Below are 22,878 nucleotides of genomic sequence, written 5' to 3' on the forward strand. Positions count from 1 at the left end.
ATATATAGCCAAGGCGCGGCCCGTAAGCACCCCGCTTTTGCGCGTGAATAAACCCGAAGGCGACAGCGTGCCGTCTAATCCGAATTCTTTTTTAAGCGCGAGCTGATTTTCAGAATTCCATTTCTATCTAAGTCTATAATATCAGTGGACTTTAATCCAACGCTCTTTGAATGGAGCGGGCAGTCGAGGGGTTTGCCCTCTGTTCAAAAGGATTAAGATCCCATGCGAAAACTGATTTCCGCCGCCCTTGTCGGGCTTGCCATAGCGGCCACATCGGTCGCAGCCCTTGCCGCCGATAAGAAAGTCGTCATCGCCTACCAGACCGGCGCCAACCCCTATAATCTCGGCATCGCCAATGGCGATCTTGCCAAGAAGACCAGCTGGAACATCGAATTCCGCCGCTTCAATTCCGGCGCTGACATTTTCGCGGCCATAGCATCCGGCGACGTCCAGATCGGTGATGTCGGCTCGAGCCCGTTCGCCGCTGCCGTCAGCAGGGGCATCGACGTGAAGGCGTTCTACATCTCCTCGGTCTCCCGTGACGGCGAGGCTCTGGTGGTGCGGCCCGATATCAAGTCGCCGGCCGACCTGCGCGGCAAGAAGCTTGCCGCCGCACCCGTATCGACGGACCATTACCAGCTTCTCGCCGTGCTCAAGCAGGAAGGCATTTCGGAGAAGGAAACCCAGGTCATCGCCATTCCGCAGCCTGAAATCGTCGCCGCCTGGAAGCGCGGCGACATTGACGGGGCTTTCGTCTGGGATCCGGCACTCTCCGAACTCAAGAAGGACGGCAAGGTCCTGCTCACCGCCGGCCAGGTCGCTGATCGGGGCGCGCCGACCTTCAGCGCACTGGTTGTCACCGGCGATTTCGCCAAGGCCAATCGCGACTTTCTCGGCCAGTATGTCCGGCTGATCGACGGCTACAACACGGCCTACCTGAGCAACCCGGCCGCATGGGGACCGGAGTCCGAAAGCGCCAAGGCGATCGCTAAATTGCAGGGTGGCACGGCGGCCGAGAATTCGGAGCAGTTGAAGACGACAGTCGTTCCGCCGCTCGACGAGCAGGTCTCCGACAAATGGCTGGGCGGTGGTGAGAAGGGCGCCGTTGCGAAAATCCTCAAGGACACCGCCGGCTTCCTGAAGGACCAGAAGAAGATCACCGCCATCAAGGACAGCTACGCTGCGTTCGCCGATCCGGAATATGCCGACGCTGCCAAGGCTTCGAACTAAAAATCAACCAACGACATTCGGTTCTGGCTGGCGGAATTCTCGCCAGCCAGACTGCTTGGAGGCCACCATGCTTCGAATCCGCGATGCCAGCGTCACCTTTCCAGCCTCGGACGGCCAGGACGTGCACGCGCTTGACCACGTCTCGCTGGACATCGCACCCGATTCCATCGTTGTCGCGGTCGGTGCCTCCGGATGCGGCAAGTCGACATTGCTCAACGCGATCGCCGGCTTCCTGCCGCTCAGCGAAGGCACGATCACACTGGACGGAAAAGAGATTGTCGCGCCCGGCGGCGATCGTGGTGTCGTCTTCCAGAAAGACACCTTGTTGCCTTGGGCCAATGTGCTGGACAATGTTGCGCTCGGCTTGAAATACCGGGGCGTGCGGCGCAGCGAACGTCATGAGCGGTCGAGGCGTCTGCTGGAACTGGTCGGGCTCGCCGATTTCGCCGAAAAGCCGCCCTATGAACTGTCCGGCGGCATGCGCCAGCGCGTCGGCATCGCGCGGGCACTGGCCACCGATCCGAAGATCCTGCTGATGGACGAGCCGTTCGGCGCCCTCGACAGCCTGACGCGCGAGACGATGCAGCAGCTTCTGGCCTCGGTCTGGGCCAAGACCGGCAAGCAGATCCTGTTCATCACCCATTCAATCGAGGAAGCCCTCACGCTCGGCACGACCATCGTCGTGATGTCGCCCAGGCCGGGCCGCATCGTTGCCCGGTTCGACGCCGACTTCGTTCGCGAGTTCGCTGAGAGCGGCGACATCGGGCCGATCCAGTCCCACCCGCGCTTCATCGAACTGCGGCAGGAAATCCGCTCGCTCATCCACCAGCCGGAAGGCGCCCGCACAGGAACCTTGCAATGACGCTTGCCGCCAATTCCCCAACTTCATTCCAGCCTTCAACGACCCGCCGCAGGCCGTCTCCTCAGCCGCGACGGTCCGCATCGACAAGCACGTTCGGCATCAGCCTGGTTACGCTGGCGTCGCTCATCGCCTTGTGGTTTTTGGCCACGCGCTTCGGCTGGGCGTCGCCGCTGTTCCTGCCGTCGCCCGCCGAGGTACTGACCCAGTTCAGCGCCGTCTGGGCCGATGGCTATGCCAACGGTACGCTCCTCGAGCACACACTGGCCAGCCTCGGCCGCATCGCCGCGGCGCTCGGTGTCGGCATTTTCCTGGGCATTCCGCTCGGCCTGTTGATGGGGCTCAACCGCTGGGTCAAGGGCATCTTCAGCGTTCCGATCGATCTCTACTGGGGCTTGCCGCCACTGGCCTACCTGCCGCTGCTGATTATCTGGCTGGGCATCGGCGAGACCTCCAAGATCGTGCTGCTGTCGCTGTCGACCTTCGCTCCGATCTGCTTTGCCGCACAGGCCGGCGTCCGGTCCGTGCCCGCTGAACGGATCAACGCCGCGCTGTCGCTTGGCGCCAGCCGCCTACAACTGTTCACCAGCATCATCCTGCCGTCCGCATTGCCGGAAATCATGACCGGCCTGAAGATTGCCATCGGCGCCGGTTTGTCCACGCTGGTCGCGGCCGAGCTGATCGCGGCCCAGTCGGGCCTTGGCTACATGATCATGTCGGCGGCCAATTTCCTCGCCACCGACGTCGTCTTCGTCGGCCTCATCGTCATCGCTGTCCTCGCCTTCGCCTTTACCAGCGGCATGCGCTGGCTGGAGCACCGTCTCATCCCCTGGAAGGGCAAGCTCTGACGATTGCCTTTCCACACATTCCGCATCGCTGAAGGAACAGTCCGATGTCCAGCAACCCGCTCGATCTCTACTGGTACCTGCCGACCCATGGCGATGGACCGTATCTCGGCACCGACGAGCGGCACCGCCCGGCAACCTTCGGATATCTCAAGGAGATCGCCCAGGCCGCCGACCGGCTTGGCTTCAAGGGCGTGCTCTTGCCCACCGGAACGCGGTGCGAGGACGCCTGGATCGTGGCGGCCGGGCTGATCCCGCTTACCGAACGGCTGAAGTTCCTCGTGGCACTTCGACCGGGCAGCGGAACACCGGCGCTGTTTGCGCGTCATGCAGCCACACTGGACCGCATCTCCGGCGGCCGCGTCCTGCTCAATGTCGTCACCGGTGCCGATCCAGCCGACCTCGCCGGCGACGGCAACAAGCTCAGTCATGACGAGCGCTATGCACAGACCGACGAGTTCCTGACCATCTGGCGGCGCATCCTTTCGGGCGAGCCGGCGGATTTCGAGGGCAAGTACCTTTCCGCCCACGGCACTGACATTTCCTTCCCGCCAGTTCAGCGGCCGCATCCGCCACTCTGGTTCGGAGGTTCTTCGGATGCCGGCATCGCGATCGCCGCCAAGCACGTGGACACCTATCTGAGCTGGGGTGAACCGGTGGACCAGCTTGCCGAAAAGATTGACCGCGTCAGGGTGGCCGCGGCGGCGCAAGGCCGGACGATGCGCTTCGGCCTTCGCATTCATCTGATCGTACGCGAAACCGACGACGAGGCGTGGGCCGCTGCCGACAGGCTGATCAGCCATGTTACCGACGATTTGATCGCGGAGGCCCAGAAGGGATTTGTCCACATCTCGGAATCCGTCGGCCAGAAGCGCATGTCGGCGCTGCATCAAGGCCGGCGCGACAGGCTGGTCGTCAGCCCTAATTTATGGGCGGGACCTGGACTGGTGCGTGGTGGCGCGGGAACGGCACTGGTGGGTAGTCCCGACAATGTTGCCACACGCATTCGCGAGTATCAGGAGATCGGCATTGAAACAATCATCGCGTCCGGATACCCGCATCTCGAAGAGGCATTCAACGTCGCCGAACTGCTTTTCCCCAAACTTGGGCTGAGCGGCGAAGCCGCACCCCAGGAGCGTAGCTGGGATGTCGAGTTCGGGCGCGGTGTCCTTCCCCAAGTCGCCGCGTCCGCTTCGTGATGTCGTGCTGACAGCTTCGGCCAGAAAGATGTCCTTTCGTTACGCAATTCACCGCCGCGAAAGACGTCAGAGGCAGGTGTCGAAACGGATATCATAGAGGCCACATAGGCGGGGTTGACTGCGCTGCCTTTCGTCGACGGTCTAGGTGCCGGACAGGTCCTGCGCCACGGGGTATGTGGACGATTTCCGTCACGAGTTTGCGGGGGTCGTGCGGGCGCGGAAAGACACGACAGACTTCAAATCGAGTTCCGAGGGTGATTGGGAACACCCGATGACCACTCCCAATCGGGCATCGTAGCGCTCCACTTCGCAGTGGAATTGAGCCGTTTCTTCCTCAGGCATGCGTCCCCAAAGTTTGAAGGTCCGCGAAATTCGCCGTACTAATTTCGCAAAATCTCGTAAAAAAGTACGGCGAGTTTCTCGCTAAGTCCTTGAAAAGCATGGTGATCCCGACAGGAATCGAACCTGTGACCTACAGATTAGGAATCTGCCGCTCTATCCTACTGAGCTACGGGACCATCGCGCCCGACACATAACCGCTTCGGATCGTTTCGCCAAGAGGCAGCTAGGCTGCTCGCTTGGGTTCGACCGCGAACGGGCTCAGGCCCAGCCAGGTCTGCATTTTGCGGGCGATATCCTGGTCGCCCGTCAAGATGACTTTCGCCCCGGCCTTCTCGACGGTGATCAGCCCCATCCAGATTTCGGTCATGGTGTGCAGGTCGGTCGAGACGTAGAGATCGACATCGAAGCCCGGATCGTACCAGCAGAGGTCGACCTCGCCGTGCTTCTCGACGATCAGCCACCACGACCGTTTGGAGGCGGGGAGCTCCTGGTACAGAAACTGTATCACCGTGCGGCCGTCGGGCAGCGGCGACGCGTTGAGGTTGCGCCGCATGTCCCACATCAGCAGCGACGGATCGAGGTTCTTCAGCGACAGCCGCGACTCGACCCATTTCTGCCCCCAAAAGCCCATCGCCTCGACGACGGAACGCAGATCCCGGCCGGCCTCTGTCATCCGGTATTCGAAGATGCCTTTCTCGCCGCGCACTTCCTTGCGCTCGACGATCCCGGCCAGCTCAAGCTCCTTGAGCCGTTGCGACAGAAGGGTCGGCGACATTTTGGGGACGCCGCGGCGCAGATCGTTGAAACGGGTCGAGCCCGCCACCAATTCGCGAAGCAGAACCATGGTCCAGCGGGTGCACAGCACCTCCGCGGCCATCGATAACGGGCAGAACTGTTTGTATCCGGCCTGGGTCATGATGTTGCCTTCCCCTCAAACTCAGCCGGGACCATAGGCCTTTCCCAGCGGTGCGGCGAGTACAGAAACTGTACCGGCCCAAGTGTGGTGGATTTGAAGTTCCTGCTTTCTGGGTGGCATCAGGGTTAGGAACTTCAAATCCAAAACCACACTGGAAATCCAAGCACTTGCTGGTGTGGCTTTTGAATCCGAAATTCGCTCGCTGCGTTGCTCCAAAGTGAATGCGAATTTCGAATTCGCCACACCAGTACAGATCGCGGACTGGCTGGCGCCGGCCTTGCCATGCGACCCCTCTGCCGCTGCACGGGATACCCCTGTGCACGATCAGGAGACATGAACCATGACCGCTTACGTTATCGCAGACATCAAGGTGAGGGACCCGCAGTGGATGCCGGCCTATGCCGCGTCGGTCCACGACCTCGTTCACAAGCACGGTGGCAGATATCTGTCGCGCAGCGGCAATGTGAAGACGCTCGAAGGCAAGCCGCTCGACACCACGCTGATTGCCTTGATGGCGTTCCCGACCGAGGCAGCGGCGCGCGCCTTCACCGACGATCCTGCCTACGCACCCTTCGTTTCGGCCCGTCAGGGCGGCAGCGACAGCCGGTTCCAGCTGATCGACAATTCCGATCTGGCCGGAACGATCCCGTATCTGCCGAAGGGATGATCTTCCCCTGCATTCGTCGCATCGGGATAGGGCTCTCCGAGCAACAACAGCCACAGCGCCCACCTGCCGGACCTCCTTACTTCCGGCGCCCGGCCGGGCTGTGCTTTTCAAGAAGAATGGAATGATTATGACAATCAACTTTCGCAACAAATTCCTCGCTGCCGCGGCGGTCCTGTCGGCCTGCACTGCGTTGGCGCAGGCGCATCAGGCAGCGCCCACGTCCGGTCCCAATCCGCTGGCCGAAAAGGTGCGAGCCGCCAACAGCCGCTTCGAGAATGTGGCGGCGGCGACCGCCGAGGGCTATGCGCCGATCCCCTGCGCCAGCGGCATCACCGGCGGCGCCATGGGTATCCACTACGTCAATCCCGGCTACCTCAAGGACGACGCTGTCGATGTCGCCAAGCCCGAAGCGGTGATGTACGAGCCGATGGCCGACGGCACGCTAAAACTGATCGCGGTCGAATACATCACCTCGAAAGGCCCGGCCTCGCTCGATGGGCATCTGTTCAACTTCAACAGCGCGCCCAATCGCTATGGCCTCGGCCCGTTTTACGAGCTGCATGTCTGGGCCTGGAAAGGCAACCCGACCGGCGCGTTCGCCGACATGAACCCAAACGTGTCGTGCGAACCGACGACTGCTGCCAGCCAGTAAGCAGCCGAGCCAGGCGGCGCCTACGCCGCCTGGTTTTTAATCTCACAGAGGGGCCAAGCTCCGGGAGATCGCGATGCAACCTGGCATCGCTGGCGTGCCTGTGTGCCCATCGAGCTGTCTTTGCAAAAAAGTCGCTTGACTGGCGATGTAAAATGCTCATTCTAGAATGATCATTTTACATTGGGTTGCTCCATGACCAGACCGCGACTATTTGACGAAGCCACTGTGCTGGGTGACGCGATGAACGCGTTTCGACGGGCCGGTTTCGCGGGAATTTCGATCAAGGATCTGAGCGATGCCACCGGCCTGACGTCTGGCTCGATCTACAATGCCTTTGGCGACAAGGAAGGTCTCTATCGGGCGGCCTTCGGCCACTATATCGATGCCGTCATCCGCTGCCGGATCGAGACCTACATCGGCGAAGCAGGCGATCTGGATGGTTTGGAACAATTGTTCCTGTCGTTGTTGCTGCCCGCCCCGGAATCCGGCGACGACGGCTGTTTGTTGACGAATGCCGCAGTCGAGTTCGGCGCGCAACCGTCGGTCGCCTCGGAAGGTCTCACGGAAGGCTTCGCCGTGCTGGAAGCCGCCATCCGGCAGGTCGTGGAGCGCCAGATCGGCGGAGGGCAGGTCGATCTCCACGTCGTCAGGCTTCTGCTTCTCTACCAAGGCATTCTCGTGCTGATCCGCGCCGGCCGAGACGTCTCGGCCTGCCCGGCCGTCATTCGATCAGAATTCGAGCAGCTAAGGAAACTTCTGCCATGATCACCCTTTCCCGCAGGGCGGTGCTTCTCGGCACCGCCGGCAGTCTTCTTGCGCCTTGCCTGCCGGTCTTTGGCGCGTCGCAGGCCATGCCGCCGGTCCGATACGTTCGCTCCAACGGCATCGATATGGCTGTTTACGAAGCCGGCAAGGGACCGGCGGTCGTTTTGCTGCACGGCTTTCCCGAACTCGCCTTTTCCTGGCGTCACCAGATCGCGCCGCTCGCGGCCGCCGGCTATCACGTCATTGTTCCCGACCAGCGCGGATATGGTCTGACCGACCGGCCGTCCAAGGTCGAGGATTATGATATGGTCCACCTGACCGGCGATCTCGTCGGTCTCCTCGATGCTCTCGGCGTCGAAAAGGCCGTGTTCGCGGGCCATGACTGGGGCGGCCTGGTCGCATGGCAGATGCCGCTTTTGCATCAGAGCCGGGTCGCTGGCGTCATCGGTGTCAACACGCCATTCATTCCCCATGAAATGCTGTGGCTGCATCCGAGCCTCACCAAGGGGCTGACCGCCCCAGACAAGCCGTTCGTGGCCAACCCGGCAAAAGACCCGATCGCGCAGATGCGCGAAGTCTACAATCCCGACATGTATGTGCTGATGTTCGAAGATGGTGATCTCGCGGACCGTTTGATGGCGCATGACGTGGCGCGGGTGTTCAGGAGCAATATGCGCAAGGGTGTTATCACCGCCGCGCAATACGCCAAGCTGCCGCCGCAGGCCCGACACATGACGTTCCTACAGGCGCTCGCGCAGCCGGAGCCGAAGACGCTGCCCGGCGAGCTGATCCTGACGCCAGACGAGCTTGCTTTCTCTGCCGAGAGCTTCCGGCGCACCGGTTTCACGCCGGGCATCAACTGGTATCGCAATTTGTCGCGCAATTGGAGAGCCGGCTTGAATGTCGACCAGACGATAAAAGTGCCTTCGCTCATGATCGGCGCTGAGGACGACGTCGTGTTATCTCCAGCGATGATGGATGGAATGGACGCCCACATCGCCGATCTCGAAAAACATGTGGTCGCCGGCTGTGGACATTGGTCACAGCAGGAGAAGCCGGGCGAAGTCACCACGCTAATGGTCGATTGGTTGAAGCGGCGGGTTCCTGCGTAGCCGACATGGCGAGCGGTGCAAAGACGGTTAAGATAGCGGAACTTTCGGGATGCCGGCGCGCTTTAGTGTCCCGAAGGAGACACCGCATGAGCGCCACAAAAGAGTTCTTTGAAACCTGGCTGCAGGAGAATGTCGGCAATCTGCCGGCCGAGAGCGAGGTGAGCGTCGCCGTCCTGGCGCAGCAATTCGAGCAGGATGCCGACGCTGCCGGCTATGGCCACGAGGTTCGCGAAGACGAGCTCGGCAACATCCAGGAGGCGATCGAGGCAGCGTTGAAAAAGGCGAGAACCGGCGAGGAACCGCAGAATGCGGTCCCGATCGAAGACAGTGAACTGGCGCCGGTCATGGAGGCGCTGGAGGTCGAGGATCCGAAGAGCGGGCCGTAGCGGTTGCGGCTCTTCCCTTCCACGCTACATGACCGGGCATAATGGATGCCAAACACCTCACACTCGGCGTCGTGATCGGCGTGGCTATCGGCGTCGTGTTGGACAACATTGTTGCGGGCATTGGTATAGGTATTGCTCTGGGCATTGCCTTCGGCCTTGCCTGGAAGTCATCCGGCCGGAAGTGACCAGCAGAACATATCCTGCCCAGTTTTGCCGCCCAGAGATGCGGCGGTCGCCGCACCGCCGGTGCCGAATCGCTACGCCGCCAGCGCCGTCTCCGCCAGCTTCACCCAATAGCTCATGCCGTGCGGGATGACCTCATCGTTGAAGTCGTAGGCCGGGTTGTGCAGGCCGGCGGTATCGCCATTGCCGATGAAGATGAAGGCGCCCGGCCGCGCTTCCAGCATATAGGAGAAATCCTCACCGCCCATCACCGGCTGGATGGCGCGGTGCACATGGCTGTCGCCGGCGACGTCGGCCGCGATGTCGCTGGCAAAGACCGTCTCTTCCGGATGATTGAAGGTGACGGGGTAGTTGGCATTGTAGTCGACCTCGATTGTCGCGCCGAAGGCAGCGCCCAGGCCTTGGCAAAGCGCGCGGATGCGCTCTTCGGCCTTCTTGGCAACCTCCTTCTTCAGCGTGCGTACGGTGCCGGCGATCTCGGCGGTCTCTGGAATGACGTTATAGGCGTCGCCGGCGTGGAATTTCGTCACCGAGACGACCACCGCCTCGACCGGATCGATGCTGCGCGAGGCGATCGTCTGCAATGCGCCGACAAGCTGGCTGGTGATGACGATCGGATCGATGGTGCCGTGCGGCATCGCCGCGTGGCCGCCCCGGCCCTTGACGGTGATGGTGAATTCGGCGGTCGCCGCCATGATCGGGCCCGGCCTGATGGCGAACTGGCCGACCGGCAGGCCCGGCATGTTGTGCATGCCGAACACCTTGGATATGTCAAAGCGCTCCATCATGCCGTCCTTGACCATCTCGTTGCCGCCGCCGCCGCCTTCTTCGGCCGGCTGGAAGATGACCGCGACGGAACCGGCGAAATTGCGCGTTTCGGCGAGGTATTTGGCGGCACCCAACAGCATCGCGGTGTGGCCGTCATGGCCACAGGCGTGCATCTTGCCGGGGACGGTCGAGGCATAGGATTTGCCGGTGATCTCGTTGAGCGGCAGGGCGTCCATGTCGGCGCGCAGGCCGATGGTCGAGCCTTCGCCGTGGCGGCCGCGGATGATGCCGACGACGCCGGTCTTGCCTAAACCCGTCACGATGTCGTCGCAGCCGAAAGCCTTCAGCTTCTCGGTGACGAAGGCGGCGGTCTTGAAGACGTCGAAATTCAGCTCCGGCGTCTGGTGCAAATGGCGGCGCCAGCCGGCCACCTCGTCCTGCATTTCGGCGGCTCGGTTCAGGATCGGCATGATGGTTCCATTTCGCTGTTGGAGCAGGCGGTCCTGGCCTGCTGCTTTGCAATTGTGCCTGCTGCCTTGCAACCATGCACGCAGCTTTGCATTGTGCTGCTGCTTCCACATTGTGATCGGCAGCACTTTGCCATGTTGACGTCACATAGAGTAAATAGCACCGCGACTGTGGTCCGGGAACAGAGGGCCGGACCATTATCCTGGCGATCGTGTAACGAAATCTTACGGAGCCAGGTGCGACTGCGGCAAGAGGCTATTTCGGTTTTCATGATGCGCTACAGGCATTTCCTCAAACTGTTGGTGGCGGGCGCGGTGGTGCTTGCGGCGCTGGCCGGGCCTGCCTTGGCCAATCCGACCATCCTGTTCGACCTGAACAGCGGCAAGATCCTGCAGCATCAGGAGGCGTTCAGGCGCTGGTACCCGGCATCGCTGACCAAGCTGATGACCGCCTATGTGGCGTTTCGGGCGATTGCCGCGGGCGAGGTCCAGGTCGATTCGCCGATCAAGGTGACGAAACATTCGGCCGGCGAGCCGCCGAGCAAGATGGGCTTCAAGCCGGGCTCGGTGATGCGGCTCGACAATGCGCTGAAGATGATGCTGGTCAAATCGGCCAACGATATCGCCATGGCGGTCGGCGAGAATATCGGCGGTTCGCAAGCGGCTTTCGCCGAACGCATGAACGCCGAGGCGCGGAGGCTCGGCATGAGCGGGTCGCATTTCGTCAATCCGAACGGGCTCTATTCGCCGGACCAGTATACGACAGCGCGCGATCTCGCTTTGCTGGTGATGGCGATCCGCAAGGAATTCCCGCAATATGCTCCCTGGTTCTCGATCGAAGGCCTCGCCGTCGGCAAGAAGGCGATCTCCAACTACAACCTGCTGATCGGCCGCTATCCGGGTGCCGACGGCATGAAGACGGGTTTCGTCTGCTCGTCCGGTTTCAACATGATCGGCTCGGCGACCCGCAACGGCCGCACACTGGTCGCCGTAGTGCTCGGCGAACAATCGGCCGTCACCCGCGCCGAGGCGGCGGCAAAACTGCTCGACCAGGGCTTTGCAACGCCGGCGCCGAGCTGGCTGACGGTCGCGGCGCTGCCTGCCTATGGCGACACCGTGTCGGCCAACGACATGAATGACGAGATTTGCAAGAAGAAGCCGGCCGAGGAGCAATCGGAAGCAGCACCCGCCGTCGGCGACAAGGGCAAGGACGTGCCGAAATCGCCCTATCAGGAAAAGCTCGACCATGTGCCGACGCTGATCGCCGTCGGCCTCGGCGGCGCCACGGGACCGAAGCCGAAGGCGATGCTCGACGCCTCCGGGCAGGAATATGCCGACGTGCCGCTGCCGACATGGCGGCCGGACCGGGCGCCGCCGGCCGGCGCCGAGCCGGCCGTGGCGGGATCCACCACCGCCGCGCAGGTCCAGCAGCCGGCCAAGGCGCTGAACTAGCCGCATGGTCGGCTTCCCGATCCCCGTTTCGGTGCTCACCGGCTTTCTCGGCGCCGGTAAGACGACGCTGCTCAACCGGCTGCTCCGGGATCCGGCACTCGCCGACACCGCCGTCATCATCAACGAGTTCGGCGAGGTGGCGATCGACCATCTCCTGGTCGAGCAGGCCTCCGACGGCATCATCCAGCTCTCCGACGGCTGCCTCTGCTGCACGGTGCGCGGCGAGTTGGTCGACACGCTGGCCGACCTCGTCGACCGCCTGCAAACCGGCCGCATCGACCGGCTTGCCCGCGTCGTCGTCGAGACCACCGGGCTCGCCGATCCCGCCCCCGTGCTGCAGTCGATCATGGCGCATCCGGCGCTGGTCCAGGCCTTCCGGCTCGACGGCGTCATCACCCTGGTCGACGCCGTCAACGGCAATGCGACGCTCGATGTGCATGTCGAGGCGGTGAAGCAGGTGGCCGTCGCCGATCGCATCGTGCTCAGCAAGGCCGACCTGGCCACGGATGCAGGCGATGTCGAGGCGTTGCGGGCGCGGCTCAGTCACCTCAACCGGGGCGCCGTGGTGCTCGACGCGAGCCAGGCAAGCGCGGCGACCCTGTTCGATAGCGGCCTCTACAATCCGGCCACGAAATCGGTCGATGTGCAGCGTTGGCTCGGCGAAGAAGCCGGCCACGACCATGACCACAGCGGGCATGACCACAGCGGGCACGATCACGACGGGCATGACCGTGGCGATCACCATCACCATGGTCATGGCCATAGGCACGATTCCCGCGTGCGTTCGTATTCGCTGGTTCATGACGGGCCGGTGCCGTTTTCGGCAATCGAGATGTTCCTCGATCTGCTGCGCTCGGCGCATGGCGAGCGCCTGTTGCGGATGAAAGGCGTCATCGAACTTGCAGAAGATCCGTCGCGGCCGCTGGTTATCCATGGCGTGCAGAAGATCCTGCATCCGCCGGTGCAACTGCCGGCCTGGCCGGACGGCCAGCGCGGCACCAGACTGGTGCTGATCACGCTCGACATGCCGGAAGACTATGTCCGCCGGCTGTTCGCCGCCTTCACCAACCGGCCGTCGATCGACACCCCGGATCGCGCAGCACTGGAAAGCAATCCCCTGGCTATTGCCGGGCGTGGGTGAAGCTGCCGATCTCCCCCCTCGAGGGGGAGATGGCCGGCAGGCCAGAGGGGGGTCGGCGCGACCGGACGCGGCCTCCTGCGGCAGATCAAGGTTGGCGCTTTACGCGAGGCGACCCCCTCTGTCGCCTTCGGCGACATCTCCCCTCGAGGGGGGAGATTACCCCCGCTCAGCCGCGCTCGACCAGGAAGCGGTGGCCGCCCGATATCGCCGTCGTTTCGACCAGCCGATGGCCGCTCTCGGCGCAGAAGGCGGGAATGTCGAGGACGGCGAGCGGGTCGGTGGTTTCGAGCCAGAGCCGGCTGCCCGGCTGCATTGCGGACAGGCGCTTTTTTGCCTTGAGCACGGGCAACGGGCAGTTCAGGCCTTTGAGGTCGTAGACGGCGGCGGAGTTGGTTGAGGGCCTGTCTTCTTGGCCCCCATCTTCTTGTTCAAGCATGAAGCTCAGCCGCCAAACATGCCGAGCAGCTTTTTCTTCAACCTTGTCGCCGTGCTTTCGGCGTCCGCAGCCTGCGTTTCGACTGCCGGAGCGGCCTCCGATGGCGCTACGGTGGCGGTGGCGACAGGCATCTCGGCGGCGGTCTTGGCAGCTTCCTTTTCGGCCAGTGCCTGGGCTTTGGCAGCTTCCTTCTCGGCCAGGGCCTGCGCCTTGGCTGCCTCTTTCGCGGCCTTCGCCGCTTCTATGGCGGCTAGCCTTTGTTCCTCGGCCTTCTGCTTGGCGGCCTTTTCGGCGTCGAGCGCCGCCATCTTGCGGCCCGCCGGCGAATCGACGCGGCCCATGCGCGCCGTTTCGGTCACCGTGCCGTCCGCGTTGAGCGACGGCGGCTCGATCGGCACGCGTTCGCCGCGGGCACGCCGTTTCGACCAGTCGGAAACGATGCTGGCTTCCTTGATCCCGGCGATGGTCGGCTTGGGCGCCGGCACGCTGGCCTTGACGGCGCCGTTGAAGGCCGCCTCATAGGTGCTTTGATAGGCGTTGATGGCGCTCTTCAGCGAATCGGGCTGGGTGGTCGCAGGGCAAGGGCCGGTCGGATTGAAGGCCGAGCCGTCGGCCGCAACCTGGTTGAAGACGTAGCGTTTCTCGCAGACGTCGACTTTCGGCGGCACCTTGGTGACTTCGAAATTGTCGTAGCCGACCTTCAGCATCTTCCAGAATTCGTAGTTCGGGTCGTTGCGGTAGCGCGCCATATTGGCGGCGGTCATGCGGAACGGAAAAGCCTGGATCTGGAACTCGGTCTGGCCGCCCTGGAAGGCGTCGCGGCCGAAAGCGTAAATCTGCTCGATCTGCGCGTCGGTCATCGAATAGCAGCCAGACGACGAGCAGGCGCCATGGACCATCAGGTTGGAACCGGTGCGGCCATTGGCGCGGTCATAGGCGTTCGGGTAGCCGATGTTGAAGGACAGGTGATAATTCGACCGCGGGTTCATCTGTGCCGGGCGGACCGTGTAAAAGCCTTCCGGCGCCTGGCGGTCGCCTTCGGTGAACTTCGGCCCGAGCTTGCCCGACCATTTGCAGATGTCATAGCTGGCGACCAGGTCGTAGCGGCCGTTGGTCTTGGCCTTCCAGATTTCGAGCTTGCCTTCTTCCTTGAAGATGCGGGCCATCACCGAAGAGGTGCGGACCATGCCCTTGGCCTTCATTTCGGTCAGGATCTTGTCCGGCAGCGGCTTGTTGGCTTGCGGCGCAAAATCCTTCATCGAAGCATCGTTGCAGCCGGCGACGCCGATCGCAGCGATCAGAACTCCGGTGCGGGCAAGCTTGGCTAACATGGATATCGCTATCGTCTTCATCTCTGCGCCGCGGATGCCGCAGCTGCTAAACTGACCACTGACGGACCCTAAGCCCGTTAACCTTGAAAATTCCTTACCGCAAGCATGCTGGAGCGTCCCCTTACGGCAAGCTCACTGAGCCGAATGCAGCGGCATTTTTGTGGCGAAATTGCTCCACGCCGTCACATTTCAGGCCGCGTGCCTGCGTTGATTACAGATTGCGGCCCATCGCCAGGTATTTCTCGCGACGATGCTCGCGGAAGTCGGTGTTGGCGCCGGAAAATTCCTTCATCGTCCTGGCGATGAGGTCGCCGGTGGCGGCGATAACCGTCTCGGGGCCGCGATGGGCGCCGCCGAGCGGCTCGGCAACGATGGCGTCGATGATCTTCAGCTCCAGCAGGTCCTGCGCCGTGATCTTCATATTGGTCGCAGCATCCCTGGACCGCGTGGTGTCGCGCCACAGGATCGAGGCGGCGCCCTCCGGCGAGATCACCGAATAGATGGCGTGTTCGAGCATGTAGACGCGGTTGGCGGTGGCGATCGCTATGGCGCCGCCCGAGCCGCCTTCGCCGATCACCACCGAGATCGACGGCACCTTCAGGCCAAGGCAGGCGGAAGTCGAGCGGGCGATGGCTTCCGCCTGGCCGCGCTCCTCGGCGTTGACGCCGGGATAGGCGCCGGCAGTGTCGACCAGCGTCAGCAGCGGGATCTGGAAGCGGTCGGCGAGTTCCATCAGCCGCACCGCCTTGCGGTAGCCCTCCGGCCGCACCGAGCCGAAATTATGCTTCAGCCGGCTTGCCGTGTCGGAACCCTTCTCCTGGCCGATGATCGCCACCGGCTCGCCACGGAAGCGGGCGAAGCCGCCGACGATCGCCTGGTCCTCGCCGAAATTGCGGTCGCCGGCGAGCGGCGTGAAATCGGTAAGCAGGCCCTTGATGTAGTCGATGCAATGCGGCCTGTCCGGATGGCGCGCCACCTGCACCTTCTGCCACGGCGTCAGCGCCTTGTAGGCGTCGCGCAGCGCATCGCGCGAGCGCTTCTCGAGACGGGCGATCTCATCGCCGACATCGACCGCCTCGCCGTTCTCGGCAAGCTTCTTCAGCTCGAGGATCTTGCCTTCGAGATCCTGCACAGGCTTTTCGAAATCGAGGTAATTGTACATTCTTGGGCGGACCGGCAAGTCGGAAGGCAATGACTGACGCAAGCCTGAAAATGCAGGCTGGGCGCGGTGGAACGTCGTTCTCACATAGCGACATGACGCCTAGTCGGCAAGCGGATGATGATCGTTAACCAGGCGCACCAGCCGCTCTTCCAGCACATGCGTGTAGATCTGTGTCGTTGAAATATCGGCATGGCCGAGCAACTGCTGCACGGCCCTGAGATCGGCGCCGTTTTGCAGCAGATGGCTGGCGAAAGCATGGCGCAGCACATGCGGCGATATCTTCGCCGTGGCAATGCCGGCCCGCGCGGCAAGCCCTTTCAGCTCGCGGGCAAAGACCTGTCTCGAAAGATAGCCGCTGTCCGAGGCGGCCGGAAACAGGAAGGGGCTGTCGGCAAAAGCCGGCACCGCCGCCCGTGCGGCGAGCCAGGTCCGCATCGCCGTGCGCGCCTTGGCCGACAGCGGCACCATGCGCTCCTTGTTGCCCTTGCCGCGGACCATGAAGAAGCGGTCGTCGCGCTGCGCCACCGTCACGGGAAGGCCGACCAGCTCCGAAACGCGCAAGCCGGTGGCGTAGAGCACCTCGACCAGCGCGTGGAGGCGCAGCGCCGCGAGCCTGTCGCCGTCATGCATGGAGGGGTCCATCGCCTCCTGCGCGGCGCGGTCGAGCAGCCGGCCGGTGTCGGCCTCGCTCATCGTCTTCGGCAGCGGCCGGCCTTTCCTCGGACTGTCCAGCGTGCCGGTCGGATCGTCACCGCGCAGACCCTCGGCGTAGAGGAACTTGAAGAACTGCCGGATCGCCGACAATTTGCGCGCCTGCGAAGTGGCGGCAAAGCCGCGCGCGGCGATGTCGTCGAGATAAGCACGGATGGCGGCGCTGGTGGCAGCGGCAAGCCCGCCGCCGATCCCGGCGGAAGCGTCCTCGAGGTCGCGGCGATAGGAGGAAAGCGTGTTTTCGGCAGCGCCGCGCTCGGCGCTCATCATCTCCAGGAAGGCTTCGATGCGGGCGGCGCTGTTCATTTTTTGGGATTGAGCTTTTCCGGAGGGATACGCACGCTCATTTCCGCCTTTCTCGGCTCGACGAACATGACCAGGGCGAACATTGCGCCATAGACAATGCCGGCAAGAATCGCGAGCGTCACGACAAAGCGAAACAGTGTTGGCATTAATTTTCGCCCGTCGTCTTATTCTGCATTTCCAACCCTGTGCCCTTATGAGACGCCAATCCGGCCAATTCAAGGGTGAAGCCGATAACAGGTCCCGGTTGCGCCGCGCTTGACGCAAACAGGCTTTTGATGTCGATACGCCGGCAAGAGGCCTAGAAACATGAACGCGCTACCAGCAAATCCTCCGGGCGAGAGCCATGCCGCGCTGCTCGGCCGGCTGGGCGAGCGTTCCATCGTCTTTGTCGGGCTGATGGGCGCCGGCAAGACGGCGATCGGCCGCAAGGTAGCGGCGATGCTGGCACTGCCCTTCATCGACAGCGACCAGGAGATCGAAACCGTTTCGCGCATGAGCGTCCCGGACCTGTTCGAGCGCTATGGCGAGGCGGAGTTCCGGGCACTGGAGCAGCGCGTCATCCTGCGTGTGCTGGAGCACGGGCCGCAGGTGCTGTCGACCGGCGGCGGCGCCTTCATGAACGCGCAGACGCGCGAGGCGATCGCCAGCCATGGCGTTTCGGTTTGGCTGAAGGCAGAGATCGACCTGTTGATGGAGCGCGTTTCCAAGAAGCAGAATCGGCCGCTGCTGAAAAGCGCCGAACCGCGCGCCGTGCTCGAACGGCTGATGGCGGAACGCTACCCGGTTTACGCCGCGGCCGATGTCATCGTGCCGACCCGCGACGACCGCAAGGAGATCATTGCGGCCGAGGTGGTGGACGCGCTGCGCGGCCATCTCGGCGTTGCCGACATTGACGAGGTGCGGTCGTGAGCGCTGATGCAACGGTCTCTGTCGAAGTCGGGCTTGGCGAGCGTGCCTACGACATCTTGATCGGCCCCGGCCTACTGTCACGCGCCGGCGCCGAGATTTCGCGCCGTCTGCCGGGCACGCGGGCGGCGGTCGTCACCGACGAAAACGTCGCGGCCGCGCATCTCGCAACGCTTGCGGCCGGCCTGGCAAGCGGAGGCATCCAACATGCCGTCATCACGCTGCCGCCAGGCGAAAAGACCAAGAGCTTTGCGCATCTCGAAGAGGTGGTCGACGGCGTGCTGGCCGCCAAGCTGGAGCGCGGCGACGTCGTCATCGCGCTCGGCGGCGGCGTCGTCGGCGACCTCGCCGGCTTTGCCGCCGGCATCGCGCGGCGCGGCATGAACTTCGTGCAGGTTCCAACCTCGCTGCTGGCGCAGGTCGATTCCTCCGTCGGCGGCAAGACCGGCATCAACAGCAAGCGCGGCAAGAACCTGGTCGGGGTGTTCCACCAGCCGAAGCTGGTGCTGGCCGACACCGAAGTGCTCGACACGCTGCCGATCCGCGATTTTCGCGCCGGCTATGCCGAACTGGCCAAATACGGGCTGATCGACCGGCCGGAGTTCTTCGCCTGGCTGGAAGAAAACTGGCGCCAAGTGTTTGCCGGCGGGCCGGAGCGGGGAAAGGCCATTGCCGAGGCCTGCCGCGCCAAGGCCGACGTCGTTGCCCGCGACGAGTTCGAGACCGGCGACCGTGCGTTGCTCAATCTCGGCCACACCTTCGGCCATGCGCTCGAAGCGGCGACCGGCTATGACGGCGCAAGGCTCGTGCATGGCGAGGGCGTTGCCATCGGCATGGCGCTGGCGCACCGCTTTTCGTCAAGGCTCAATTTGGCGAGCCCCGACGATGCGGCGCGTGTCGAGGCGCATCTTCGCGCCGTCGGCCTGCCCTGGCGCATGGCCGACATTCCAGGAGAACTGCCCGACGCCGAGACGCTGTTCTCCTTCATCACCCAGGACAAGAAGGTGTCGCGCGGCGCGCTGACCTTCATCCTGACGCGCGGCATCGGCCAGGCCTTTATCGCCCGGGATGTGCCGGCCTCGGAAGTGCTGTCGTTCCTCGGGGAGAACCATCCGGGATGAGCCAAGCCGGCTGGATCGCGGCTGCCGTGCTTGCCGGCCTCGGCCTGCTGGGCTTCGTCTTGCGCCGGCACCTGTTCGCCGCCTTCGGCTACGAGCTGCAGCGTATCGAGCCGCAGCGCTCGGCGCATGAGGAATTGCGCGGCGCCGTCGACGATTTCCGCCGCGACGGCCAGGTGGTGCGCGAGGATCGTGCCCGCATTGGCGGCCTGTTCGACCTCGAGGAGCTCGAAGTGTCGGACGTGATGGTCCACCGCACCAATATGCGCTCGGTCAACGCCGACGACCCGCCGGAAGCGGTGGTGCGCGAGATCCTACAGAGCCCGCACACCCGCATGCCGTTGTGGAAGGGCTCGCTCGATAACATCGTCGGCGTGCTGCACGCGAAGGACCTGCTGCGCGCGCTGAACGAGGTCGGCAATGATTTCTCCAGGATCGACGTGATGAAGATCGCGTCGCGGCCGTGGTTCGTGCCCGACACCACGACGCTGCAGGAGCAGCTCAACGCCTTCCTGCGCCGCAAGGCGCATTTCGCCATCGTCGTCGACGAATATGGCGAGGTCGAGGGACTGGTGACGCTGGAGGACATCATCGAGGAGATCGTCGGCGAGATCGCTGACGAGCACGACATCGACATCCAGGGCGTCAAGCAGGAGGCCGACGGCTCCGTCGTCGTCGACGGCACGGTGTCGATCCGCGACCTCAACCGGGCGCTCGACTGGCACCTGCCGGACGAGGAAGCCACCACCATTGCCGGCCTTGTCATCCACGAGGCGCAGTCGATCCCGGACGAAAAGCAGGCCTTTACGTTTCACGGCAAGCGCTTCGTCGTCATGAAGCGCGACAAGAACCGGATCGCGCGGTTGAGGATCAAGCCGGCGATGCTTGGCGAATGACAGTGCGCGCCCCATGGCAACTGTGGGTAGTCAGGAGTTGATGACGATCGATCGGCGAAGCCTGCTTCTGGCGTCGATGGCGGCGCTGCTGCCGGGACAGGCGGCGGCATTGCGGCTGCGTTCGCCGTCGCCCGAAACCTTCGACTATGGGCCGGCCAAGCTCGACATCTATTCCCGCGACGGCGCAAACAGCCTGCCGGTCGTTTTCTTCGTCCATGGCGGCGCCTGGCGGGTCGGCAACCGCAACAATGTCAACTCCAAGCCTGGTTTCCTGCTCGACAATGGCTTCTGCTTCGTCTCGATCGACTACCGGATGCTGCCTGAAGCCGATGTCGCCACCCAGGCGGCGGATGTCGAACTGGCCTATCGTTACGTCCGCGCCAACGTCGCCAGGCATGGCGGCGATCCGGACCGGATCGTCGCCATGGGCCATTCGGCCGGCTGCCATCTCGTCGCATTGACCGGGCTGCGCGGCGGCCTGCCCGGCGTCGCGGCGCTGGTTCTCGACGACACCAGGGCCTACGATCTGGAGGCGCTGGCCAGGAGCGGCGGCATGGCGGGGGTCTATGCCCGGGCCTTTCCCGATCCGGCGCAGTGGCGCGCGCTGTCGCCTGTCACCTATGTGGAAGGCCGCAAGCACCCGCCGACCTTCATCGCCCATTCGCGGGCGAAAGCCCGCGCGGCTGACGCGCAGGCCTTCGCCGAGCGTCTGCGCGCCACCGGAACCAGCGTCACGCTGTTCGACGGCAGCGCCTATTCGCACATGTCGATCAATCGCGACTTCGGCACCGAAGGCGATGCATTGACAGCTGCGGTGATGATGTTCCTGAGGGCGAGCCTCGGCTGAGTTACCAGCGCGTCTTTTCGCCGGGCGCTGCCGGCTCGATCGCCAGGGCGTGGACGCCGGATTTCAACTCCTCGGCCAGCAGATCGTTGACGGCGCGGTGGCGTTCGACGCGGCTCATGCCGGCAAAGGCGGGCGCGACGATGCGGACGCGGAAATGCGTCTCACCGGCGCCGTCGAAGGTGGCGTGATGGCCGGAATCCACATGATGATGCCCGGCATGGAGCTGGCTTTCGTTGATGACGTCCAGCCGTTCCGGCGAAAACGCCTTTTTCAGCTTGTCTTCCATCGTTGCCTGTATGGACATCGCCGCTTCCCTTCACCACATCTATGTCATCGCACAAAATTCGCCATTCGCCGGTTTTATGCCGCGATTCAGCGGTTAGGGCGATCATCGCGAAAATGTCAATTCTTGTTTCGCATCCGCGAACAGCCCATAAATGGGTGAGATGAAGCCGTACCCAAAATATTTCGAGAAGATTCGCATCCGCCCGGAGAAGGACGCGGAGCTGAAGTCGCGTTCGCCGATCTGCCAGTGGGATGGCTGCAAGGAGGCCGGTACCCACCGCGCCCCGGTCGGACGGATGAAGGAAGGCGAGTATTTCCAGTTCTGCTTCGACCATGTGCGCGAGTACAACAAGGGCTTCAATTATTTCTCGGGCGTTCCCGACACCGAGATCGCGCGCTTCCAGAAGGAAGCCATGACCGGCCACCGGCCGACCTGGAAAATGGGCGTCAACGGCGCCTCGACACGCTCCTCGCCCGACTTCGCCCAGGCGCGCTCCGGCCGCGCCGGCTACTACAATCGCATGCGCGATCCCTTCGACCTGTTCAAAGGCCCGAAGGACCCGCGCGAAGCACGCGAGCGCAAGGCCAAGCCGCTTGAGGCCAAGGCACTGGAAACGCTTGGCCTTGATACAAAGGCAAGTGGCAAGGATATCAAGGCGCGCTATAAGGAACTTGTGAAACGCCACCATCCGGATGCGAATGGCGGCGACAGAGGTTCGGAAGACCGGTTCCGCGATGTGCTTCAGGCGTATCGCGTGCTCAAGCAGGCAGGTTTGTGCTGAGCGACCTTACGGTTCGTGTCGCTTTCCAACTTTCATAAGGTTGGAAAAGGCTCTAAGACCGCCCCCGAACAAAATCGATTGCCAGCGAAACGCGGCGTTTCGCTTGTGGAGACGTTGATAGAGATGAACAAGGTCGATCGCGATATCGCCAACCTGCCCGACACCACGGTGTCGGTGAAGGAGACATTCGGCTTCGACTCCAAGATGGTGGTGCCGGCCTATTCGGTGACGAGCGAGCATGTCCCCGACATCGATCCGGACTACCTGTTCGACAAGAACACGACGATGGCGATCCTCGCCGGCTTTGCCTACAACCGCCGGGTCATGGTGTCGGGCTATCACGGCACCGGCAAGTCGACGCATATCGAGCAGGTTGCCGCCCGGCTCAACTGGCCCTGCGTGCGCGTCAATCTCGACAGCCATGTCAGCCGTATCGACCTCGTCGGCAAGGACGCGATCGTCGTCAAGGACGGGCTGCAGATCACCGAATTCCGCGACGGCATCCTGCCCTGGGCCTACCAGCACAATGTCGCGCTGTGCTTCGACGAATACGATGCCGGCCGCCCGGACGTGATGTTCGTCATCCAGCGCGTGCTGGAATCGTCGGGCCGGCTGACGCTGCTCGACCAGAGCCGGGTCATCCGCCCGCACCCGGCCTTCCGGCTGTTTTCGACCGCCAACACGGTTGGGCTGGGGGACACCACCGGCCTCTACCACGGCACCCAGCAGATCAACCAGGCGCAGATGGACCGCTGGTCCATCGTCACCACGCTGAACTATTTGCCGCACGACAATGAGGTGAACATCGTGCTGGCCAAGGCCAAGCACTACCGCGACGGCAAGGGCAAGGAGATCGTCAACAAGATGGTGCGTGTCGCCGACATGACGCGCTCGGCCTTCATCAACGGCGATTTGTCGACGGTGATGAGCCCGCGCACGGTCATCACCTGGGCCGAGAATGCCGAGATCTTCGGCAATATCGGCATGGCGTTCCGGCTGACCTTCCTCAACAAATGCGACGAGCTGGAACGCTCGCTGGTCGCCGAGTTCTACCAGCGCGCTTTCGGCGAAGATCTGCCGGAGAGTGCCGCCAACGTGGTGCTGGGCTAAGCAG

At 63.2% G+C, this 22,878-nt stretch carries 26 protein-coding genes and 1 tRNA gene; 18 read left to right on the forward strand and 9 right to left on the reverse strand.

Annotation, left to right across the window (positions count from 1 at the left end; all coding sequences use genetic code 11):
• Positions 1-222 precede the first annotated feature (222 nt).
• The 4 genes from tauA to ssuD all read left to right on the forward strand — a co-directional run bounded on the left by tauA (position 223) and on the right by ssuD (position 4,133).
• Positions 223-1,230 (forward strand): taurine ABC transporter substrate-binding protein, encoded by a 1,008-nt coding sequence (gene tauA / locus NKH13_RS02040; protein ID WP_352910260.1) that lies wholly within the window; start codon positions 223-225, stop codon positions 1,228-1,230.
• 67 nt (positions 1,231-1,297) lie between these two features.
• A complete protein-coding gene (locus NKH13_RS02045) occupies positions 1,298-2,092 on the forward strand; it encodes a taurine ABC transporter ATP-binding protein (RefSeq protein WP_352910263.1) in 795 nt (264 codons plus the stop codon).
• On the forward strand, positions 2,089-2,937 hold the full coding sequence (locus NKH13_RS02050; RefSeq protein WP_352910266.1) for an ABC transporter permease subunit: 849 nt from the start codon (positions 2,089-2,091) through the stop codon (positions 2,935-2,937). Before NKH13_RS02045 ends, NKH13_RS02050 begins: the two co-directional genes overlap by 4 nt.
• Positions 2,938-2,981: 44 nt before the next feature.
• Positions 2,982-4,133 carry an FMNH2-dependent alkanesulfonate monooxygenase gene (gene ssuD, locus NKH13_RS02055; RefSeq protein ID WP_352910269.1) on the forward strand — a complete coding sequence of 384 codons (1,152 nt, stop codon included), beginning with the start codon at positions 2,982-2,984 and terminating at the stop codon, positions 4,131-4,133.
• Between the two features lie 441 nt (positions 4,134-4,574).
• Here ssuD and NKH13_RS02060 read toward each other — a convergent pair.
• Positions 4,575-4,651: transfer RNA gene (locus NKH13_RS02060), tRNA-Arg, on the reverse strand.
• A 47-nt stretch (positions 4,652-4,698) separates the two neighbouring features.
• On the reverse strand, positions 4,699-5,391 hold the full coding sequence (locus NKH13_RS02065; protein WP_292659138.1) for a winged helix-turn-helix transcriptional regulator: 693 nt from the start codon (positions 5,389-5,391) through the stop codon (positions 4,699-4,701).
• A 340-nt stretch (positions 5,392-5,731) separates the two neighbouring features.
• Between NKH13_RS02065 and NKH13_RS02070 the strand changes: the two genes are divergently transcribed.
• From NKH13_RS02070 to NKH13_RS02095, 6 genes are all read left to right on the forward strand, one after another.
• The gene (locus NKH13_RS02070; protein ID WP_352529087.1) at positions 5,732-6,058 is read left to right on the forward strand and encodes a DUF1330 domain-containing protein; all 327 of its coding nucleotides are present in this window, start codon (positions 5,732-5,734) and stop codon (positions 6,056-6,058) included.
• A gap of 127 nt (positions 6,059-6,185) precedes the next feature.
• Positions 6,186-6,710: a hypothetical protein gene (locus NKH13_RS02075; protein ID WP_502908348.1), complete on the forward strand. Its 525-nt coding sequence runs from the start codon at positions 6,186-6,188 to the stop codon at positions 6,708-6,710.
• 192 nt (positions 6,711-6,902) lie between these two features.
• The gene (locus NKH13_RS02080; protein WP_352910275.1) at positions 6,903-7,475 is read left to right on the forward strand and encodes a TetR/AcrR family transcriptional regulator; all 573 of its coding nucleotides are present in this window, start codon (positions 6,903-6,905) and stop codon (positions 7,473-7,475) included.
• Positions 7,476-7,561: 86 nt separating this feature from the next.
• On the forward strand, positions 7,562-8,587 hold the full coding sequence (locus NKH13_RS02085) for an alpha/beta fold hydrolase (RefSeq protein WP_352910785.1): 1,026 nt from the start codon (positions 7,562-7,564) through the stop codon (positions 8,585-8,587).
• An 86-nt stretch (positions 8,588-8,673) separates the two neighbouring features.
• On the forward strand, positions 8,674-8,973 hold the full coding sequence (locus NKH13_RS02090; protein WP_352910278.1) for a hypothetical protein: 300 nt from the start codon (positions 8,674-8,676) through the stop codon (positions 8,971-8,973).
• Positions 8,974-9,014: 41 nt separating this feature from the next.
• Positions 9,015-9,158, forward strand: coding sequence for a glycine zipper domain-containing protein (locus NKH13_RS02095; protein ID WP_352910280.1), 144 nt, complete (start codon positions 9,015-9,017; stop codon positions 9,156-9,158).
• A 72-nt stretch (positions 9,159-9,230) separates the two neighbouring features.
• Here the strand turns inward: NKH13_RS02095 and NKH13_RS02100 are convergent, their stop codons facing one another.
• The gene (locus NKH13_RS02100) at positions 9,231-10,394 is read right to left on the reverse strand and encodes a M20 aminoacylase family protein (protein ID WP_352910282.1); all 1,164 of its coding nucleotides are present in this window, start codon (positions 10,392-10,394) and stop codon (positions 9,231-9,233) included.
• Between the two features lie 270 nt (positions 10,395-10,664).
• On the opposite strand from NKH13_RS02100, the gene NKH13_RS02105 reads away from it, so the two are divergent.
• A complete protein-coding gene (locus NKH13_RS02105) occupies positions 10,665-11,843 on the forward strand; it encodes a D-alanyl-D-alanine carboxypeptidase family protein (RefSeq protein ID WP_352910786.1) in 1,179 nt (392 codons plus the stop codon).
• A 4-nt stretch (positions 11,844-11,847) separates the two neighbouring features.
• Complete coding sequence (locus NKH13_RS02110; protein ID WP_352714243.1) at positions 11,848-12,984, forward strand: CobW family GTP-binding protein; 1,137 nt, start codon at positions 11,848-11,850, stop codon at positions 12,982-12,984.
• Between the two features lie 166 nt (positions 12,985-13,150).
• On the opposite strand, the gene NKH13_RS02115 is transcribed toward NKH13_RS02110, so the two are convergent.
• The 5 genes from NKH13_RS02115 to NKH13_RS02135 all read right to left on the reverse strand — a co-directional run bounded on the left by NKH13_RS02115 (position 13,151) and on the right by NKH13_RS02135 (position 17,076).
• Positions 13,151-13,420, reverse strand: a complete 270-nt coding sequence (locus NKH13_RS02115) for a sulfurtransferase TusA family protein (RefSeq protein ID WP_352910284.1) — start codon at positions 13,418-13,420, stop codon at positions 13,151-13,153.
• Between the two features lie 5 nt (positions 13,421-13,425).
• Positions 13,426-14,751 carry a L,D-transpeptidase family protein gene (locus tag NKH13_RS02120; protein WP_352714239.1) on the reverse strand — a complete coding sequence of 442 codons (1,326 nt, stop codon included), beginning with the start codon at positions 14,749-14,751 and terminating at the stop codon, positions 13,426-13,428.
• 211 nt (positions 14,752-14,962) lie between these two features.
• Positions 14,963-15,913: an acetyl-CoA carboxylase carboxyltransferase subunit alpha gene (locus NKH13_RS02125; protein ID WP_292664002.1), complete on the reverse strand. Its 951-nt coding sequence runs from the start codon at positions 15,911-15,913 to the stop codon at positions 14,963-14,965.
• Between the two features lie 99 nt (positions 15,914-16,012).
• A complete protein-coding gene (locus NKH13_RS02130) occupies positions 16,013-16,930 on the reverse strand; it encodes a site-specific tyrosine recombinase XerD (RefSeq protein ID WP_352714237.1) in 918 nt (305 codons plus the stop codon).
• A complete protein-coding gene (locus tag NKH13_RS02135) occupies positions 16,927-17,076 on the reverse strand; it encodes a hypothetical protein (protein ID WP_023677884.1) in 150 nt (49 codons plus the stop codon). Before NKH13_RS02135 ends, NKH13_RS02130 begins: the two co-directional genes overlap by 4 nt.
• A 160-nt stretch (positions 17,077-17,236) precedes the next feature.
• Here NKH13_RS02135 and NKH13_RS02140 point away from each other — a divergent pair, with 160 nt between their 5' ends.
• The 4 genes from NKH13_RS02140 to NKH13_RS02155 are packed head-to-tail and all read left to right on the forward strand — an operon-like array spanning position 17,237 to position 20,697.
• Positions 17,237-17,839 (forward strand): shikimate kinase, encoded by a 603-nt coding sequence (locus tag NKH13_RS02140; RefSeq protein WP_352910288.1) that lies wholly within the window; start codon positions 17,237-17,239, stop codon positions 17,837-17,839.
• A complete protein-coding gene (gene aroB, locus NKH13_RS02145; protein ID WP_352910291.1) occupies positions 17,836-18,957 on the forward strand; it encodes a 3-dehydroquinate synthase in 1,122 nt (373 codons plus the stop codon). Before NKH13_RS02140 ends, aroB begins: the two co-directional genes overlap by 4 nt.
• Positions 18,954-19,850, forward strand: a complete 897-nt coding sequence (locus NKH13_RS02150) for an HlyC/CorC family transporter (RefSeq protein ID WP_352910294.1) — start codon at positions 18,954-18,956, stop codon at positions 19,848-19,850. The genes aroB and NKH13_RS02150 overlap by 4 nt, the downstream gene beginning before the upstream one ends.
• A gap of 40 nt (positions 19,851-19,890) precedes the next feature.
• Positions 19,891-20,697 (forward strand): alpha/beta hydrolase, encoded by an 807-nt coding sequence (locus NKH13_RS02155; protein ID WP_352910297.1) that lies wholly within the window; start codon positions 19,891-19,893, stop codon positions 20,695-20,697.
• Position 20,698: 1 nt separating this feature from the next.
• Here the strand turns inward: NKH13_RS02155 and NKH13_RS02160 are convergent, their stop codons facing one another.
• Positions 20,699-21,001 (reverse strand): BolA family protein, encoded by a 303-nt coding sequence (locus tag NKH13_RS02160; protein WP_352910300.1) that lies wholly within the window; start codon positions 20,999-21,001, stop codon positions 20,699-20,701.
• 133 nt (positions 21,002-21,134) lie between these two features.
• Here NKH13_RS02160 and NKH13_RS02165 point away from each other — a divergent pair, with 133 nt between their 5' ends.
• On the forward strand, positions 21,135-21,764 hold the full coding sequence (locus NKH13_RS02165; RefSeq protein ID WP_254816626.1) for a J domain-containing protein: 630 nt from the start codon (positions 21,135-21,137) through the stop codon (positions 21,762-21,764).
• A gap of 123 nt (positions 21,765-21,887) precedes the next feature.
• A complete protein-coding gene (gene cobS, locus NKH13_RS02170; protein ID WP_023721131.1) occupies positions 21,888-22,874 on the forward strand; it encodes a cobaltochelatase subunit CobS in 987 nt (328 codons plus the stop codon).
• The last annotated feature ends 4 nt before the right edge of the window (positions 22,875-22,878 follow it).

This window comes from Mesorhizobium sp. M1348, from assembly GCF_040317925.1.
Classification (GTDB): Bacteria; Pseudomonadota; Alphaproteobacteria; order Rhizobiales; family Rhizobiaceae; genus Mesorhizobium.